Below are 17,390 nucleotides of genomic sequence, written 5' to 3' on the forward strand. Positions count from 1 at the left end.
CCTACCACTCTTCCTCTCGTGCGATGCCAAGTCGGCTTCCGAAGCCGGATTATCCGGTCGAAGCGGCGGTGCGCCAGGTCCGCTCCAACGGCGAGATCAAATGGCGTGGCGAGCTCATCCACCTTTGCAGCGCTCTCGCTGGTGAAACAGTCGCCGTAGAGGAAACCGCCGATGGGCAATGGCAAGTGCGCTTCTTCAACGTGCCGATCGGCATCATCGATCAGAAAACATCGACGCTGCGGCGCTGCGCTAGCGCAGCGCCGCAGCGGACCGAACTATGAACGATTGTTACCTATCCATCCGGGCTGTTTTGTTACCCTTCCATCCGCTGGACAAAGAGCGATGGCCTATTCTAAATCACGCATCCTTTCGCAGCGGCACGAAGGCCGTGGCGGTGATGGAATAGACCTCTTCGCCGCGTTGGTTGGTGCCGGTGGTGCGGGCCGTCAGAATGCCCCAGCCAGGGCGCGAGGCGGAGGTGCGCTTGTCGATGACTTCGTTGACGTAGGAGACGGTGTCTCCCGCAAGCACCGGCCTGATCCAGCGCAGGTCGCGAAAGCCCGGCGATGGGCCCCACACGGCAACCTCCTCGCCACGTGAAGCGGCCTCGCGCGCCAGGCGCTGGCCGTCGGCGACAAGCAGGCTCATGCAGGCGGAGCCGACATGCCAGCCCGAGGCCGCGAGCCCGCCGAACAGTGAGTTCTTGCCTTCCTCCTCGTCGAGGTGAAAGCGCTGCGGATCGAATTTGGCGGCGAATGTCTTGATGGACTCCGCCGTGAACGTATAGGTGCCGATCTCGCGGCGCTGGCCGATCGCGATGTCTTCGAAGAATCGCATCAGACCGCTCCCTCGCGCCGCTTGATCAGGATCGGCGAGGTCATCTCGGCGAGCGCCTGCCCCGCCGCATTGCGCACGGTGCATTTGAACTTGACGATGCCGAGCTCGGGACGGCTCTTCGAGGTGCGCGCCTCCACGACGTCGACGTCGAGCATGAGATCGTCGCCGGGCCGAAGTGGCGACAGCCAGCGCACCTCGTCGACGCCAGGAGATCCCAGTGACGCGGCGCGGGTGATAAAACCGTCGGCCATCATCCGCATCATCAGCGAGCAGAGATGCCAGCCCGAGCCGGACAGGCCGCGCAGCATGCTTCTCGCCGCGGCCTCCTCGTCGAGGTGCATCGGCTGCGGATCGAACTCGGCGGCAAAGGCCAGAATCTCGTCGCGGGTGACATGGCGCGGGCCGAACGTTCCGAACCGGCCGGACGGGAAATCTTCGAAGGTCAGGGTCATCTTGGGAAAGCTTTGCGGGAATGACAGATTGTGGCCGCACTTTGCGGCAATCTCAACCCGCCGGCCCGCATGGCTCGTGCTACATACGGGGTGGCCGCGGTGGTCTTGCGTCGGATCAGCCGAGGGCCAGGATCCATCGACGCGGCCCAAATTTGACGTCCCGATTTGCCCTGGGGAAAGCAATGTTTTCATTCAGCGACCTGTTTCAATGGGACCGCTTCATCACGCCGACGATCATCAAGACCTTCTACTGGCTGGTGATCGCGCTGATCTGCCTGTTCGGCCTCTCCGGCATCTTCTCAGGCCTCGCTGCGATGGCGATCAGCCCGTTCGGTGGCTTCCTGGTGCTGCTGTCCTCGATCGCGAGCGTCGTCGTCGGCATCGTGTTCTCGCGCATCGTCGCGGAGCTGATCCTGATCGTCTTCCGCATCAACGAGCATCTCGGCGCGATCAGGGACCAGGGCGGCGGGATGCGGTGAGGCCTCGTTTCCCGGACGCGGCGCGGCATGAAATGACGCGACCCATGCGTCCATAGACGAAGCTTCTGGGCCCCGGCTCTGCAGCGGCACCGCACTGGACGATGCTTCGCATCGCCAGGGAAGCGCTGCGCTGCGTCAGGGGCACGCAATCGGCCTCTTACGTATTGAACCTGAAATGCATCACGTCGCCGTCGGCGACGACGTATTCCTTGCCTTCGAGGCGGAGCTTGCCGGCGTCGCGCGCGCCGGCTTCGCCGCCGAGCGCCACGTAATCCTCATACGCGATCGTCTCGGCGCGAATAAAACCCTTCTCGAAATCGGTGTGGATCACGCCGGCCGCCGCCGGCGCCTTGGTGCCGCGATGGATGGTCCAGGCGCGCGCTTCCTTCGGGCCCACGGTGAAGTAGGTGATGAGGTCGAGCAGCGTGTAACCGGCGCGGATCAGGCGATCGAGGCCGGCTTCCTCCAGGCCCAGCGTCTCCAGGAAATCCGCACGCTCTTCACGCGAGATCGTCGCGATCTCGGATTCGATCTTGGCGGAGATGACGACGGCAACCGCGCCTTCCTTTGCAGCCTGCTCCTCGACCGCCTTGGAGAAGGCATTGCCGGTGGCCGCGGAGCCCTCTTCGACGTTGCAGACGTAAAGCACCGGCTTCGAAGACAAGAGGCCGAGCATGGAGAACGCGCGCTCCTCCTCGGCCTTGCGCTCGACGAGGCGCGCGGGCTTGCCCTCGCGCAGCAGCACCAAAGTGCGGTTGACGAGGTCGAGCTGCTCCTTGGCGTCCTTGTCGTTGCCCTTGGCCTTCTTAGTGAGGTTGTCGACGCGCTTTTCGAGGCTGTCGAGGTCGGCGAGCATCAGCTCGGTCTCGATGGTCTCGATGTCGGCGAGCGGGGCGATCTTGCCCTCGACATGGGTAATGTCGGAGTCTTCAAAGCAGCGCACCACATGCGCGATGGCGTCGACCTCGCGGATGTTGGCGAGGAACTGGTTGCCGAGGCCTTCGCCCTTGGAGGCGCCGCGTACGAGGCCGGCGATGTCGACGAAGGTCAGCCGGGTCGGGATGATCTGGCCCGACTTGGCGATGGCGGCGAGCTTCTCCAGCCGCGGATCCGGCACGGCGACCTCGCCGACATTCGGCTCGATGGTGCAGAACGGATAGTTCGCGGCCTGCGCCGCGGCCGTCTCGGTCAGCGCATTGAACAAGGTCGACTTGCCGACATTGGGCAATCCGACGATCCCGCATTTGAATCCCACGAGCGTTATTCCTTGCCGTTCTCGTCCTTGGTCAAAAATCCCTTCGCCTGCATGGCGAGATGCACCCTGTTGGCGAAGGTCGCGTCCGTGCCTTTGGCAAGCAGCGCGGCGTGCTCTGCGACCGCGTCGCAGAGCGTCGCCACCCATTCGTTGTCGGCCTTGGCGAAGTCCGACAGCACGTGGCCGTGCACCAGCTCCTTGACGCCGGGATGACCGATGCCGAGCCGAATCCGGCGATAGTCGTTGCCGATATGCGCCGAGATCGAGCGCAGGCCGTTATGGCCGGCGATGCCGCCGCCGATCTTCACCCGCACCTTGCCCGGCGGCAGCTCGATCTCGTCGTGGAACACGGTGACGTCGCCTTCGGCGATCTTGAAGAAGCCTGCCGCTTCCTGAACGCTGCGGCCGGACTCGTTCATGTAGGTCGTGGGCTTGAGCAGGATCACGCGCTCGGTGCCCAGCGAGCCCTCGGAGGTCTCGCCCTGAAAACGACGGCGCCATGGCGCAAAGCCATGACGCCGCGCGATCTCGTCAACGGCCATGAAGCCGATATTGTGCCGGTTACGTGCGTATTTCGCGCCGGGATTGCCGAGCCCAACAAAGAGTCGCATGACGCGGCGCGCCCCTCGCTCGGCGCGCGATCAAGGACCGCGCGCCAGCTTTGAGAGATTACTTCTTCTTGTCGCCGCCGGCGGGAGCCTTGGCAGCCGCCGCCGGAGCAGCAGCACCCGCAGCCGGAGCAGCTGCAGCCGGAGCAGCAGCACCCGCGGCCGGAGCCGCACCACCCGCCGCAGCCGCAGCAGCAGCCTTCTGCTCTTCGGCGTAGCCGGACGGCGGCACGATGGTGACGAGGGTCGCGTCCTCGCGCGCCAGCGCCTTCACGCCGGCCGGCAGCTTGATATCCGACAGATGCAGCGAGTGACCGATCTCGAGCGCGCCGACATCGGCCTCGATGTATTGCGGGATGCTCTCGACGCCGCATTCGAGCTCGATCGCGTGGGCGACGATGTTGACGGTGCCACCGCGCTTCACGCCCGGCGAGCCTTCCGCCTTCACGACGTGCAAGGGAACGCTGATGCGGATGGTGGCGCCTTCCCCTAGCCGCATGAAGTCGACATGGATCGGGAAGTCCTTGACCGGATCGAGGTGATAGTCGCGCGGAATCACGCGGTGCTTCTTGCCCTCGAGCTCGATGTCGACCAGCGTGGTCAGGAACCGGCCGGCAAGGATGCGCTGGCGCAGTTCACGATCCTCGATCGAGATCGTCAGCGGGGGCTGGTTGTTGCCGTAGATCACTCCGGGCACTCGCCCGGCGCGACGCTCAGCCCGGGCGGCCCCCTTGCCGCTCTTCGGACGTGCGGTCGCCTTCAATTCCTTGACGGTCGTCGCCATGTCGTTAAGTCCTTGTTTTTGCAAAAGTTAATGGGCCGCAGCGCGGCCCATGACATCGTCCGCAGCAAGCCTCCAGGGGTGCGGGGGCCGCGGACGTGGCGGGCTTTTACCCGGAAGATGCGGAAATGACAAGGAGAATGGGCCGGGTTCTTACCCTCCCCTGGAGGGGGAGGGTCGGCTCACATTGAGCGTAGCGAAATGTGAGACGGGGTGGGGTGATCTCTCCCCACGGGCACTATTCGACGCGGAGAGACTGTCACCCCACCCCGCTCGCGCTACGCGCGATCGACCCTCCCCCTCCAGGGGAGGGTAAGCAGCCCTAGCCCCCGAGCTTCGCCTCCAGCGCGGCAATCCGCGCCTTCAGCGCCTCGTTCTCTTCGCGCGCCAGGCGGGCCATGTCCTTGACCGCCTCGAATTCCTCGCGCTTGACGAGATCCATGTCGCGCAGGAATTTTTCGGCCTGGCTGCGCATCACGGTGTCGAACTCGCGCTTGACGCCCTGGGCCGCGCCGGCGGCGTCGTTCATCAGGCGGCCGATCTCGTCGAAAAACCGGTTGCTGGTCTGGGTCATGGCGGCCTCCGATAAACTTTGCGCGAACTCTTGAAAGACAATGGCAATCCGATTGGGCCGGTTCAAGGGCGAAGCGGCGGTATCCTTGTCATGAACCGGTTTCCTTGCAATCGTATTCAACGTCCCTGCATAAGAAGAATCACAGGGCGTCCGCTGGCGCTCGACCGCCGCGATCTCGCTTGGACATAGAAGGCGCGATGCCCTTTCTGCTGATCGACTTTCCCGCCTTCAAGCCGATCGCGATCGAGATCGGCCCGTTCGCGATCCGCTGGTACGCGCTCGCCTATATCTGTGGCATCGTGTTCGGCTGGCTCTACGCGCGCTCGCTGCTGAAGAAAGAGCGCCTGTGGAGCGGACCGGCGCCGATGTCGCTGGTGCAGATCGACGACTTCATCCTGTGGGTGACGCTCGGCATCATCCTGGGCGGCCGCACCGGCTATGTGCTGTTCTACAATCTGCCCTTCTTCATCGATCATCCCGCCGCAATCTTCAGATTGTGGGAGGGCGGCATGTCGTTCCATGGCGGCTTCCTCGGCTGCGTTGTCGCGGTGATGTGGTTCGCCTACCGCAACGGCATCTCGATCCTGTCGCTCGGCGACATCACCACCGCAGTCGCCCCGGTCGGGCTCTTGCTTGGGCGGATCGCCAATTTCATCAACGGCGAATTGTGGGGCCGCGCCACCGACCCCAGCCTGCCCTGGGCGATGATCTTCCCCAACGATCCCACGCAGCTGCCGCGCCATCCGAGCCAGCTTTATGAAGCGGGCATGGAGGGCATCCTGCTGTTCACCATGCTCGCGATCATGATCCGCTTCGGCGCCTTGAGGCGCCCCGGCATGATCCTCGGCGCCTTCATCCTGATCTACGGCCTGACCCGGATCGCCGGCGAGCATTTCCGCGAACCTGACGCCCAGCTCGGTTTCCTCTGGGGCGGATTAACCATGGGCATGCTGTTGTCGATCCCGATGCTTATTGTCGGCCTCATACTTATTGTATGGGCAGTGAGGCGCGGTGCGCCGAAGCCGATCGAGGCCGTTCGTTAATTCATTTCAAGAAAGCACGCCGTGACCGACCAGCCGCTCCTCAACGAGATCAAGGCGTTGATCAAATCCTCAGGCCCGATGCCGGTCTGGCGGTACATGGAACTGTGCCTGATGCACCCGCGCTACGGCTATTACGTCTCGCGGGATCCTTTAGGGCGTGAAGGCGACTTCACCACCGCGCCCGAGGTCAGCCAGATGTTCGGCGAGCTCCTGGGCCTGTGGACCGCCTCGGTGTGGAAGCAGATGGGCTCGCCGCAATTCTTGCGGCTGATCGAGCTCGGCCCCGGCCGCGGCACCATGATGGCGGACGCGCTGCGCGCATTGCGCGTGCTGCCGCCGCTCTACCAGGCGCTTCACATCCACTTGGTCGAGGTCAATCCCGTCTTGCGCGAACGGCAGAGCGCGACGCTCGCCAACGTGCGCAACATCGCCTGGCACGACAGCATCGACGAGGTGCCGGAGGGCCCAAGCATCATCCTCGCCAACGAATATTTCGACGTGCTGCCGATCCACCAGATGATCCGCCACGAGAACGGCTGGCACGAGCGCGTGATCGAGATCGATCCCAACGGCAAGCTTCAGTTCGGCGCAGCGCCGGAGCCGACGCCGCGCTTCGACGTGCTGCTGCCGCCCTTGGTGCGCGCCGCACCGATCGGCGCCGTGTTCGAGTGGCGGCCCGACGGCGAAATCATGAAGCTCGCCACGCGCGTGCGCGACCAGGACGGCGCGGCGCTCATCATCGACTACGGCCATCTGCGCAGCGACGCCGGCGACACCTTCCAGGCCATCGCGCGCCACACCTTCGCCGATCCCTTGAAGGCGCCGGGTCAGGCCGACGTCACCGCGCATGTCGACTTCCAGGCGCTGGCGCGCGCGGCCGAGGATGTCGGCGCCCGCGTGCACGGCCCGGTGACGCAAGGCGACTTCCTTAGGCGTATCGGCATCGACACCCGCGCCGCCGCCTTGATGCAGAAGGCGGCGCCGGAGGTGGCCACCGACATTTCGGTGGCGCTCAAGCGCCTGACCGATACCGGGCGTGGCGGCATGGGTTCGATGTTCAAGGTGCTCGGCATCTCCGAACCCCGACTGTCGGGCCTTGCCGGCCTCAGCGATCTCGAACAGGCGGGAGAGGCCTCATGACGCTTGCTTCGTCGCTGCTGTCCGCCGTGCCCGGCCTGCGCCATGCCTTCTTCACCCGCGAGGGCGGCGTTTCCGGCGGCATCTATGCCGCGCTGAACGGCGGGCTCGGATCCAACGACGATCAGGCCCTGGTCGCCGAGAACCGCCGCCGCATGGCCGAGCATGTCGGCGTCGCGCCCGAGCGCTTTCTCAGCCTGCACCAGACTCATTCGCCCGACGTGCTCGTGGCTGATGCGCCGTGGCCGAGCGGCCCGCGGCCCAGGGGCGACGCGCTGGTGACGAAGACGCCGGGCATCGCACTCGGCGTCTCCACCGCCGATTGCGGCCCGGTGCTGTTCGTCGATCCCAATGCGCGCGTGATCGGCGGCGCGCATGCGGGCTGGAAGGGCGCGCTCACCGGCGTGCTGGAAGCGACGATCTCGGCGATGGAGAAGCTCGGTGCCACGCGCGGCGGCACCATCGCCGCGATCGGCCCGTTGATCCGCCAGGACAGCTACGAGGTCGGCAACGAGTTCGTCGCGCGCTTCATCGAAGCCGATGCGGACAACGCCATCTTCTTCATCCCCTCGGTGCGCGAGGGCCACGCGATGTTCGATCTTGCCGGCTTCATCCGCATGCGGCTGGAAGCCGCCGGCATCCTGATGATCGACGATCTCGGGCTCGACACCTATGCCGACGAGCGCTTCTTCAGCTATCGCCGCTCGGTGCATCGCAAGGAGCCGGATTACGGCCGCCACGTTCACGCGATCGCGCTCGAGGGGTGAGATCTCGTGCCCCGGACGCGGCGCAGCACGCAAGTGATGCGCCGCTGAGCCGGGGCCCATGGCTCTGCGATCTCGATCTCGGCGGCAATCTGGGTCCCGGCTCAGCGCAGCGGCACCATAGCGCGTCGAAGACGCGCTATGAACGCGCTTATGGCGCCGCAGCGCGTCCGGGACACGGCAAGCTTCCCTATGACGCAAACCAAGGTGACAACACACGATTCCCTTCGGGACCTGTTTGTGTCGCCGCCGCCCTAGACGTTAATGCGTTTTAACGATATCGCTGCCCCCAATGAGGGAAGCGTCATCTTTTCTGTGCCGCGCGGGCTCGCGCGTGCTGGCGGTCATGCTGCTGGCGGCTGCGACCGTGCTCGCCGGCTGCGCCGGCGGCAACGCGCCGAGCAACTCCTATGCGATGGCGCCGAGCGGCGGCAGCGGCGCGACGGTCGCCTTCGAATCGATCGACGGGCCGCCGCCGCAGGTGTTCGACCGCATGGTCGGCGTGCTCGACAGCGAATCCAAGCTGCGCAGCCTGTCCGTCGTCTCCCGCGAGGGCACGGCCGCCTACCGCGTGCGCAGCTACCTCTCCGCCCAGGTGGTGCGCGGCAAGACCGTGATCGCCTGGGTCTGGGACGTCTATGACGCCAACCAGCAGCGGGCGCTGCGCCTGTCCGGCGAGGAACCGACCTCGGCCAAGGGCGGTCGCGACGCGACGCGTGACGCCTGGGCGGCTGCCGACGACCTCGTGCTGCGGAAGATCGCCCAGGCCGGATTCAGCGGACTTTCCAACATGATCAATGGGACGCCGGATGCACCTGGCGCGGCTCCCGGCCTGCGGGGGCCGGCGGTCGCGAGCGTGATCAAGGAGGCCCCAGTGCCTGATATGCTGACCTCGGCGCTCGGCTATGCGGAGCGATGACCCCCGCTAAACCACGGGCTCAAGTTGCGGCCAAGCCGTTGGCCCGACTCAGGATTTTCAAAGGGAAAACGTAGCATCCCGGGTTGCCATTTGAGCCCGCGGCCTGATATTTCCTCGCCCGTCGTAACCGTGCTGCCAGTGGGTATTCGTGGGATGTTGAACGTCGTATCCAGCAAAGCGCGGGAGGAAGCGTCCATGTCGGCCAAAAACGGCTCCATCAAGCTTGTCGCCGGCAACTCCAATCCGGCTCTTGCCCAGGCCATCGCGCAGGGCCTCCACATGCCGCTGACCAAAGCGGTGGTCCGGCGCTTCGCCGACATGGAGATCTTCGTCGAGGTCCAGGAGAACATCCGCGGCTCGGATGCCTTCATCATCCAGTCGACCTCGTTTCCGGCGAACGACAATCTGATGGAGCTCCTGATCATCACCGACGCGCTGCGCCGCTCCTCGGCGCGCCGCATCACCGCAGTGATTCCCTATTTCGGCTATGCCAGGCAGGATCGCCGCTCTGGCTCGCGCACGCCGATCTCGGCCAAGCTCGTCGCCAATCTGATCACCCATGCCGGTGTCGACCGCGTCATGACGCTCGACCTGCATGCCGGCCAGATCCAGGGCTTCTTCGATATCCCAACCGACAATTTGTTCGCTGCCCCCCTGATGGTGCGCGACATTCGCGAACGTTTCGACCTCGGCAAGGTGATGGTGGTCTCGCCCGACGTCGGCGGCGTGGCCCGCGCCCGCGGCCTTGCGAAGCGCATCAACACCCCGCTCGCGATCGTCGACAAGCGCCGTGAGCGTCCGGGTGAATCCGAAGTCATGAACGTGATCGGCGACGTCTCCGGGTATAGCTGTATCCTTGTCGACGACATCGTCGATTCCGGCGGCACGCTGGTCAACGCGGCCGACGCGCTGATCGCCAAGGGTGCCAAGGACGTCTACGCCTACATCACCCACGGCGTGCTCTCCGGCGGCGCTGCCGCCCGCATCTCCGGCTCGAGGCTGAAGGAGCTCGTCATCACCGACTCGATCCTGCCGACCGAGGCGGTGACCAAGGCGCCGAACATCCGCACCCTGCCGATCGCCAGCCTGATCTCGGACGCGATCGCGCGCACCGCGGCGGAAGAGTCGGTGTCGAGCCTGTTCGACTAGCCATTGACGTCATTCCGGGGCGGCGCGTCAGCGCCGAACCCGGAATCTCGAGATTCTCAGGTGCGCAATTGCGCACCATAGTTCTCGCTTCGCGAGCCCCGGAATGACTTCGGGCCCTACCCTACGATCCCCGCCGCGACCTGGCCGCGCAGGCGCTCCAGGCCGAGCAACGTCTCCGCACAGGCTGCCGCGACCTCGACACCCTTGATCGCAAAGTGCTTGCGGAAGAAGTCGTAGTGCACCTCGGTCTCGTGGAATTGCTGCGGCGTGAGCACGGCCGAGAACACCGGCACCTCGGTGCGGAGCTGCACGTCCATCAGCGCCTTGATCACGGTGTCGGCGACGAATTCGTGGCGGTAGATGCCGCCGTCGACGACGAGGCCGGCGGCGACGATCGCGGTGTAGCGCCGCGTCTTGGCGAGGACCTGGGCGTGCAGCGGGATCTCGAACGAGCCCGGCACCTCGAACACGTCGACATGGGTGAGGTGCCGCGCCTCCGCCTCCTTCAGGAAGGCGATCCGAGCCTCCGCGACCACCTCGCGGTGCCAGCAGGCCTGCACGAAGGCCACTCGCTGCGGCTTGGCGAAGCGCGGATGGTCGGGCGCCGGGTCCTGTGGAACCGGCGGTTGGGTGGGCTGGGAGGTTTCGGTTTGGGGATCTTGCAACATCTGATTCATGGCTTTCCTCGGTTTAAGGACCAGAATCAGGGCACACGGAACGACAAACAGCCGCATCCTCGCGATGCGTCTGCCACCGACCGTTCTCTTTCATCCGGACTTTGACCGTCGGCTTCGGAGTTGCACCGAATCTGCTGACCCTTCCCTTCGGGATACCCCTCACGGAAGGCGCTCGCGGGCTTAGGCCTTTCGGCCCTTACCGCCGGTGGGGACTTTCACCCCGCCCTGAGAACATCGGCCGTCCGGAATGAACGGCCTGCGAGGAAATATGCCGCCGGCGAGCAGTCGCGGCAAGCGCGTTCCGCATGGGCAAAGCGCATGGTCCCATGCCCTCGCGGCGGCCCGGGCCTCGTGGGACGGAATTTCCGGTGAGCGCCTTTGGGGAATCCGATTCCGGTTTGTTCTCACCGTTAAGAATTGTGGCGGAGATGAGCTGTGGACGAACGAGTCCTGGCTTGTGGACGGACTCGGGACCCCGTTGCGCAGATTCCGCAAATCACATCACTTGATCCGCGACAGGCCCGCGCTGATCCGAGGGATCGTAAGACTCCGAGGGGACGCCGTAGCGACGTTTAGGGAGCGCGCGCCGGGCCCAACCGCGTGCGTATCAAAGACAACAAGAAGGCAAGAGGTCGAGACGGCATGTCCCTGCTCGAAGGCACTATCGATTCCAGGAACCATCCGCTCGCGGTGGTCGAGGACATCGCTGCCAGCAACAACTGGCCGTTCGAACGCTCCGGCGAAGACGAACTCACGATTGTCTCGAAGGGACAATGGACCGACTACCAGCTCTCCTTCACCTGGATGGGCGAGATCGAGGCGCTGCATCTGGCCTGCGCCTTCGACATGAAGATTCCACTGCCGCGCCGGAGCGAGGTGCAGCGGCTCGTCGCCGCCGTGAACGAGCAGCTGTGGGTCGGCCATTTCGATTTGTGGACCAACACCGGCTTGATCATGCACCGCCAGGCTTTGGTGCTGCCGGGCGGCCTCACCGCCTCGACCGCGCAGTGCGAAGCTATGCTCGCCGGCGCCATCCACGCCTGCGAGCGCTATTTCCCCGCGTTCCAGTTCGTGGTGTGGGCCGGCAAGACCACCGCGCAGGCCATGGACGCAGCGATGTTCGACACGGTGGGCGAGGCGTAACATTGCCTGAGAAGTGAGGGAGCCGCCGCCCCCTCGCCACGTCGTCCCGGACAAGCGCGCCTAAAGCGCGTGCAGATCCGGGATCCATACCGCGTGATATCCCTTGTGGCACGCGGCTTGTTGCTGACACCTCCATCCGTTAAGACCACTTGTGGTTATGGGTCCCCGCTTTCGCGGGGACGACAGCGAGTTTGTGGTGACCACAGTGGCCGACAACAACCCCCTCCAAAACATCACCGGCACCATCCTGCTCGCCGGCGCCGGCAAGATGGGCGGCGCGATGCTGACCGGATGGCTTGCGGGCGGGCTCGATCCGCGCCGCGTCGCGGTGATCGATCCGCACATTGCGCCCGAGATCTCCGCGCTGGCCGCCAAGGGCGTCGCGCTCAATCCCGACGTGACGACCGCCGGCGCGATCGACACGCTGGTCGTCGCGGTGAAGCCGCAGATGTTCCGCGAGGCCGGCGCCAAGCTGAAGCCGTTCGTCTCGGACAAGACCTCGGTGGTCTCGATCATGGCGGGCACCACGATCGCCTCGCTTGAAGAGGTCTGCGGCGGGGCCGTGGTGCGCGCAATGCCGAACACGCCGGCCGCGATCGGCCGGGGCATCACCGTCGCCGTTGCGGCGAACAATGTCAGCCCCGCGCAGCGCGCGGTGGCCGATGCGCTGCTGCGCGCCACCGGCTCGGTGGAATGGGTCGACGACGAAGGCCTGATGGATGCGGTGACCGCCGTCTCCGGCTCGGGGCCAGCCTACGTGTTCCTGCTCGCCGAGGAGCTGGCGCGGGCCGGCGTCGAAGCGGGATTACCCGAGGCGCTGGCGACGAAGCTCGCCCGCGAGACCGTCGCCGGCTCCGGCGAGCTGCTGCACCGCTCGGAGCTGCCCTCCAGCACGCTGCGCCAGAACGTCACCTCGCCCGGCGGCACCACCGCCGCAGCGCTCGGCGTGCTGATGGGCGAACCGGGGTTGCGCGATCTCATGATCCGCGCGATTGCCGCGGCGACGAAGCGGTCGAAGGAATTGGCGAAGTAGCGGCTCCCAGCCGCTTGTTGAACATCTCGACATTGACGAGTCCGCGCGCGTGGCGGCCCTCGCCGAGCTTGCGCGTGCCCTCGAATGCCTCGACCTCGAAGCGGATGACGCGGCGCTCGACGGCGACCACCTTTGCCGTGGTCCGCACCGTTGCGCCGACGAGCGCAGCGGCAAGATGGCGGATGTCGACCTCGGTGCCAACCGTGACCCAGCCTGGCTGAAGCGCGGCGCGGATCGCATCGCCCGATGCCATCTCCATTTCCAGGATCATCATCGGCGTCGCATAAACAAAAGGCATGCCGGGCACGAAATGCCCGACCGTGCGCTCCACCGGGACCACCAGCGTGCGCTCGGCACTCATGCCGATCGTGATGAAGTCGCGTGCGTCCATGGTGCTTGCTCAGTGTCGTCCCGGACAAGCGCGCCCTAAGCGCGCGCCGATCCGGGACCCATAACCACAGGACATCGTGGTTACGGGGACTCGGAGTTACCGCTTCACCCCACGACCACTTCCTGTGGTTATAGCTCCCGGATCTGCGCTGACGCTTGTCCGGGACGACAGCGGCGTTTGCGGCAACGGCGCTGGCTACTTCTTCGCCGCCGCCGCGCGCTCCACGAACGTCTTGCCGCCCTTCATCTTGTGGCGCAGCGGGGCTTCGTTGATCTGGATGACGACGGCATCGGCATCGACGCCGAGATTCTTCACCAGTGCCTGGGTGATGTCGCGCATCATGCCGGCCTTCTGCTCGTCGGTGCGGCCTTCGGCCATGCTGATGGTGATCTCAGGCATTTTTCTCTCCCTTGCGGCCGAACACCGGCCATTGACGGTCGCCATCAAACAAGACGTGGATGCCCGGGACAAGCCCGGGCACGACGCTGCCTGCGAATAGCTAGCCCCAGCTCACGTCATGGCGCGCCAAGACCTCGCGCACCTTGGCGACGAGGTCGGCCTCGCTGCACGAGAACTGCGCCGGGCGGGTCTCGCGCCATTCCTGGTTGGAGGCGATCGCGGCGGCCGCCTTGGCGCCCTCGATCAGATCTTTGACCTGCACTTCGCCGCGCGCCTTCTCATCCGAGCCCTGGATGATGACGCAAGGTGAGTTGCGGCGATCGGCATATTTGAGCTGGTTGCCCATGTTCTTGGGATTGCCGAGATAGAGCTCGGCGCGGATGCCGGCGGTGCGCAAGCTCGCCACCATCTTCTGGTAGTCGGCGACGCGGTCGCGGTCGAACACGGTGACGACGACGGGGCCGAACTCCGGCCGCGTGTCGAGCTTGCCGAGCAGCGTCAGCGCGGCCTGCAAGCGCGATACGCCGATCGAGAATCCGGTCGCTGGCACCGGCTCGCCGCGGAAGCGCGAGACGAGGCCGTCATAGCGGCCGCCGCCGCCGACCGAGCCGAAGCGCACCGGGCGGCCCTTCTCGTCCTTGGTGTCGAGCAGCAGTTCGACCTCGTAGACGGGGCCGGTGTAATATTCGAGACCGCGGACGACGGACGGATCGATGCGGATCTGGTCAACGCCGTAGCCGGACTTGCGGAATAGAGTTCGCATATATTCAAGTTCTTCCCACCCTTCCATTGCGATGGGTGAGCCAGCGTAAAACGATCCCTGCTCTGGGATCATAAACGCGTCCTGATCAATATTTTGGGGGGCTAAGAATTCACTCTCTTTTCCAGCAGCTAGGTCGTTCGAAGTACCGACAGCCTTCTCAACGAACTCGGCTAGCAGAGAGATTTGCTCTGGACTCAATTCAGCGCCCTTAGTGAAATCTCCGCTTTCGTCCCTGCGACCGCTACCCAAGAGCTGCTTGACGCCTTCGACGCCCAAGCGATCTAGTTTGTCGATCGCTCTCAGCACGATAAGGCGTTTTCCGACATTGTCAGCGCCTCCAAGACCGGCAACTTCCAGCACACCGTCTAGCACCTTGCGGTTGTTCACTTTCACCACATAGGCGCCGCGCGGGATGCCGAGCGCCTCCATGGTGTCCGCGGCCATCATGCACATCTCGGCGTCCGCCGCCGGCGTGGCCGAACCAACCGTATCGGCATCGAACTGCATGAACTGGCGGAAGCGGCCGGGGCCGGGCTTCTCGTTGCGGAACACGTAGCCGGCGCGGTAGCTGCGGTAGGGCTTTGGCAGCGTGTCGAAATTCTCGGCGACGTAGCGGGCCAGCGGCGCGGTCAGATCGTAGCGCAGGCTGATCCATTGCTCGTCGTCGTCCTGGAACGAGAACACGCCCTCATTCGGGCGGTCCTGGTCGGGCAGGAACTTGCCGAGCGCGTCGGTGTATTCCATCGCCGGCGTCTCCACCGGCTCGAAGCCATAGAGCTCGTAGACGGCGCGGATCTTCTCGACCATCTCGCGCGTCGCCCGGATCGCTGAGGGGTCGCGATCCTCGAGCCCGCGCGGCAGGCGCGCCTTCAGTTTCTGGGGTTTTTTGGGTTTCTCGGCCATGCGCGGCGTTTACCAGCCGGGGCGCGGGGCGGCAACCGGGGCTTAGGAGAAGCCGTCATTCCGGGGCGATGCGCAGCATCGAACCCGGAATCTCGAGATTCCCCGGTGCGCAATCGCGCACCTGAGGTCTGGTCCCTTCAGACCATCCCGGAATGACAACCCCACCCCTACGGCTGCTCCATCCTTGCCCTCAACGCATCGGCGTCCGCCTTCGGCAGCGACTTCAGGGTCGGCTTGATGGTCTCGCCGCCGACGATCTTGCCGTTGCGCATGAACATCCAGTCTGAGATGTCGGCTTCGGTGAACTTCACCTGGTCGCCTGCCCGCCTGCCCGGCAGGTCGCGCGGCTCGTTGGCGAAGAAACCGGAATAGGCCCCGTCCGGCAGCTTCTTCACCTCCGCGATCCAGATGTGCTCGCCGCCCTTGCGGGTCGAAAAGTGCACCTTCAAGGCATGCCCGGTCTCGGACGGCTTTGGCGCGTCATAGGAGGCCCAGAACGTAGAGAGCGTGCCGCGGGCGCGGGCAATCGCGGCGTTCATCTCGGGATCGGTGGTGCGCACGTTGACAACCGGCGAGTGGTCATCCGCTGCGACCTCGTGCGTGGGGCCGATGGTCAGGATGCCGAAAACGGAGACGCCGGTAATGACGGCGAGAACCACCCATTTCATGGGCTGGGAGAGCTTGAATGCCATGTTTGCGATGTCCGGGATGCTCGATGTCTCCTGGCTTTGTCGCATAGGCATGGCGGCGCGTTCATGGCGCCCAGTTTGGTTGCGTTCCCCGGATGCTGCGCGGCGCGCCGCCTCTTGGCGGCGTGATGCGCTGCTGATCCGGGGTCCATTGACGCTGAGATGGGTCCCGGCTCTGCGGCGCACCGCTGAAGAAGCGCTGCGCCGCGTCCGGGAGACGAGAATCCTAAAACACCTTGCGGATCCAGTTGTGCGGATCGTTGGTGCGGCCGTACTGGATGTCGACGAGCTGCTTGCGCAAGCCCATGGCGACGGGGCCGGCGGCGCCGCCGCTGATATCGAAATCGCCGCTCACCGAGCGCACCTTGCCGATTGGCGAGATGACGGCGGCAGTGCCGCAGGCGAAGGCTTCCTTCAGCTTGCCTGAGGCCGCATCCTTGCGCCACTGCTCGAGCGAGTACGGCTCCTCGCGCACGGTCTTGCCGGCATCGCGGGCGAGCGTGATGATGGAGTCGCGGGTGATACCCGGCAGGATGGTGCCGAGCGGCGGCGTCGAGAGTGAGCCGTCGTCGAACACGAAGAACACGTTCATGCCCCCGAGCTCCTCGATATAGCGGCGCTCGACCGCATCGAGGAAGACGACCTGATCGCAGCCTTGCTGAATCGCTTCGGCCTGCGCGCGCAGGCTCGCGGCATAATTGCCGCCGCATTTGACGGCGCCGGTGCCGCCGATCGCGGCGCGGGTATAATTCTCGGACACCCAGATCGAGACCGGGGCGGGCCCGCCCTTGAAGTAGGAGCCGACTGGCGAGGCGATGACTGCGAAGATGTATTCGGACGACGGCTTGACGCCGAGGAAGGTCTCGCTCGCGATCATGAAGGGCCGCAAGTAAAGGCTGCCTTCACCGCCCGGCATCCAGGCGCGGTCGATGCGCACGACCTGCTCGACCGCCTCGATGAAGACGTCTTCGGGCAGCTGCGCCATCGCCATGCGGTCGGCCGAGTCCTTGAAGCGCCGCGCATTGGCGTCGGGGCGGAACAGGTTCACCCCGCCATCGTCGCGCTTGTAGGCCTTCAGGCCTTCAAAAATTTCCTGGGCGTAATGCAGGACCGCACCGGCCGGATCGAGCTGGAAGTTGGCGCGCGCCTCGATCTTCGCCTCGTACCAGCCACCCTTGGCCTGGCTGTAGCGGACGACCGCCATGTGGTCGGTGAAGACCCGCCCGAAGCCGGGGTCCACCAACTTGGCGATACGGTCCTTCTCGGACGTCGGATTGGATGCGGGCTGGATGTCGAATTTCATGCTCATGTCCTTGCCTCCCGCTGCCGGTGGCGGCGCTGTTTCTCGCGCCCGCCTGCCCGTTTCGGGCCCGGCTGGCTTGATTGGGTTTTTG

The 17,390-nt window shown here is 65.2% G+C and carries 20 protein-coding genes, 1 pseudogene and 1 riboswitch; of the genes and pseudogenes, 9 read left to right on the forward strand and 12 right to left on the reverse strand.

Annotated elements, in window-relative coordinates:
- A pseudogene (locus YU9_RS49240) lies at positions 1-281 on the forward strand (integrase); the annotation flags it as partial.
- A gap of 76 nt (positions 282-357) precedes the next feature.
- On the opposite strand, the gene YU9_RS0128035 reads toward YU9_RS49240, so the two are convergent.
- Positions 358-837 carry a MaoC family dehydratase gene (locus YU9_RS0128035; RefSeq protein WP_027575778.1) on the reverse strand — a complete coding sequence of 160 codons (480 nt, stop codon included), beginning with the start codon at positions 835-837 and terminating at the stop codon, positions 358-360.
- A complete protein-coding gene (locus YU9_RS0128040) occupies positions 837-1,289 on the reverse strand; it encodes a MaoC family dehydratase (protein WP_027575779.1) in 453 nt (150 codons plus the stop codon). The genes YU9_RS0128035 and YU9_RS0128040 overlap by 1 nt, the downstream gene beginning before the upstream one ends.
- 182 nt (positions 1,290-1,471) lie before the next feature.
- Between YU9_RS0128040 and YU9_RS0128045 the strand changes: the two genes are divergently transcribed.
- The gene (locus YU9_RS0128045; protein ID WP_018648333.1) at positions 1,472-1,768 is read left to right on the forward strand and encodes a DUF4282 domain-containing protein; all 297 of its coding nucleotides are present in this window, start codon (positions 1,472-1,474) and stop codon (positions 1,766-1,768) included.
- Between the two features lie 157 nt (positions 1,769-1,925).
- Here the strand turns inward: YU9_RS0128045 and ychF are convergent, their stop codons facing one another.
- The 4 genes from ychF to YU9_RS0128065 form a co-directional block, all read right to left on the reverse strand.
- A complete protein-coding gene (ychF, locus tag YU9_RS0128050) occupies positions 1,926-3,023 on the reverse strand; it encodes a redox-regulated ATPase YchF (protein WP_027575780.1) in 1,098 nt (365 codons plus the stop codon).
- 5 nt (positions 3,024-3,028) lie between these two features.
- The gene (gene pth / locus YU9_RS0128055; RefSeq protein ID WP_027575781.1) at positions 3,029-3,634 is read right to left on the reverse strand and encodes an aminoacyl-tRNA hydrolase; all 606 of its coding nucleotides are present in this window, start codon (positions 3,632-3,634) and stop codon (positions 3,029-3,031) included.
- Positions 3,635-3,692: 58 nt separating this feature from the next.
- Positions 3,693-4,415 (reverse strand): 50S ribosomal protein L25/general stress protein Ctc, encoded by a 723-nt coding sequence (locus YU9_RS0128060; RefSeq protein ID WP_027575782.1) that lies wholly within the window; start codon positions 4,413-4,415, stop codon positions 3,693-3,695.
- Positions 4,416-4,734: 319 nt separating this feature from the next.
- On the reverse strand, positions 4,735-4,986 hold the full coding sequence (locus YU9_RS0128065) for an accessory factor UbiK family protein (protein ID WP_027575783.1): 252 nt from the start codon (positions 4,984-4,986) through the stop codon (positions 4,735-4,737).
- A gap of 197 nt (positions 4,987-5,183) precedes the next feature.
- Here YU9_RS0128065 and lgt point away from each other — a divergent pair, with 197 nt between their 5' ends.
- The 5 genes from lgt (at position 5,184) to YU9_RS0128090 (ending at position 9,998) form a co-directional block, all read left to right on the forward strand.
- Positions 5,184-6,029 (forward strand): prolipoprotein diacylglyceryl transferase, encoded by an 846-nt coding sequence (gene lgt / locus YU9_RS0128070; protein ID WP_027575784.1) that lies wholly within the window; start codon positions 5,184-5,186, stop codon positions 6,027-6,029.
- Positions 6,030-6,050: 21 nt separating this feature from the next.
- The gene (locus YU9_RS0128075) at positions 6,051-7,169 is read left to right on the forward strand and encodes a class I SAM-dependent methyltransferase (protein ID WP_027575785.1); all 1,119 of its coding nucleotides are present in this window, start codon (positions 6,051-6,053) and stop codon (positions 7,167-7,169) included.
- Entirely contained in the window at positions 7,166-7,933 is a 768-nt protein-coding gene (pgeF, locus tag YU9_RS0128080) for a peptidoglycan editing factor PgeF (RefSeq protein WP_027575786.1), read from the forward strand. Before YU9_RS0128075 ends, pgeF begins: the two co-directional genes overlap by 4 nt.
- A gap of 289 nt (positions 7,934-8,222) precedes the next feature.
- Positions 8,223-8,849, forward strand: a complete 627-nt coding sequence (locus YU9_RS0128085; protein ID WP_027575787.1) for a hypothetical protein — start codon at positions 8,223-8,225, stop codon at positions 8,847-8,849.
- A 195-nt stretch (positions 8,850-9,044) separates the two neighbouring features.
- Positions 9,045-9,998 (forward strand): ribose-phosphate pyrophosphokinase, encoded by a 954-nt coding sequence (locus YU9_RS0128090; protein ID WP_027575788.1) that lies wholly within the window; start codon positions 9,045-9,047, stop codon positions 9,996-9,998.
- A 116-nt stretch (positions 9,999-10,114) separates the two neighbouring features.
- Here YU9_RS0128090 and YU9_RS0128095 read toward each other — a convergent pair whose 3' ends face one another.
- Entirely contained in the window at positions 10,115-10,675 is a 561-nt protein-coding gene (locus YU9_RS0128095) for a 6,7-dimethyl-8-ribityllumazine synthase (protein WP_027575789.1), read from the reverse strand.
- A gap of 78 nt (positions 10,676-10,753) precedes the next feature.
- Positions 10,754-10,912: riboswitch (FMN riboswitch) on the reverse strand.
- 405 nt (positions 10,913-11,317) lie between these two features.
- Between YU9_RS0128095 and YU9_RS0128100 the strand changes: the two genes are divergently transcribed.
- Both YU9_RS0128100 and proC read left to right on the forward strand, forming a co-directional pair.
- On the forward strand, positions 11,318-11,818 hold the full coding sequence (locus YU9_RS0128100; RefSeq protein ID WP_027575790.1) for a YbjN domain-containing protein: 501 nt from the start codon (positions 11,318-11,320) through the stop codon (positions 11,816-11,818).
- A 157-nt stretch (positions 11,819-11,975) separates the two neighbouring features.
- Positions 11,976-12,851 (forward strand): pyrroline-5-carboxylate reductase, encoded by an 876-nt coding sequence (gene proC / locus YU9_RS0128105; protein WP_051380550.1) that lies wholly within the window; start codon positions 11,976-11,978, stop codon positions 12,849-12,851.
- Here proC and YU9_RS42730 read toward each other — a convergent pair.
- From YU9_RS42730 to YU9_RS0128130, 5 genes are all read right to left on the reverse strand, one after another.
- Positions 12,796-13,242: a thioesterase family protein gene (locus YU9_RS42730; protein WP_051380551.1), complete on the reverse strand. Its 447-nt coding sequence runs from the start codon at positions 13,240-13,242 to the stop codon at positions 12,796-12,798. The genes proC and YU9_RS42730 overlap by 56 nt on opposite strands.
- 195 nt (positions 13,243-13,437) lie before the next feature.
- A complete protein-coding gene (locus tag YU9_RS0128115) occupies positions 13,438-13,686 on the reverse strand; it encodes a tautomerase family protein (RefSeq protein ID WP_084299094.1) in 249 nt (82 codons plus the stop codon).
- 55 nt (positions 13,687-13,741) lie between these two features.
- On the reverse strand, positions 13,742-15,307 hold the full coding sequence (gene hisS, locus YU9_RS0128120) for a histidine--tRNA ligase (RefSeq protein WP_027575792.1): 1,566 nt from the start codon (positions 15,305-15,307) through the stop codon (positions 13,742-13,744).
- A 167-nt stretch (positions 15,308-15,474) separates the two neighbouring features.
- On the reverse strand, positions 15,475-15,999 hold the full coding sequence (locus YU9_RS0128125) for a YegJ family protein (protein WP_027575793.1): 525 nt from the start codon (positions 15,997-15,999) through the stop codon (positions 15,475-15,477).
- A gap of 223 nt (positions 16,000-16,222) precedes the next feature.
- Positions 16,223-17,305: a branched-chain amino acid aminotransferase gene (locus YU9_RS0128130; protein WP_027575794.1), complete on the reverse strand. Its 1,083-nt coding sequence runs from the start codon at positions 17,303-17,305 to the stop codon at positions 16,223-16,225.
- Positions 17,306-17,390 lie beyond the last annotated feature (85 nt).

This window comes from Bradyrhizobium sp. WSM1743, assembly GCF_000473065.1.
Taxonomy (GTDB): domain Bacteria; phylum Pseudomonadota; class Alphaproteobacteria; order Rhizobiales; family Xanthobacteraceae; genus Bradyrhizobium.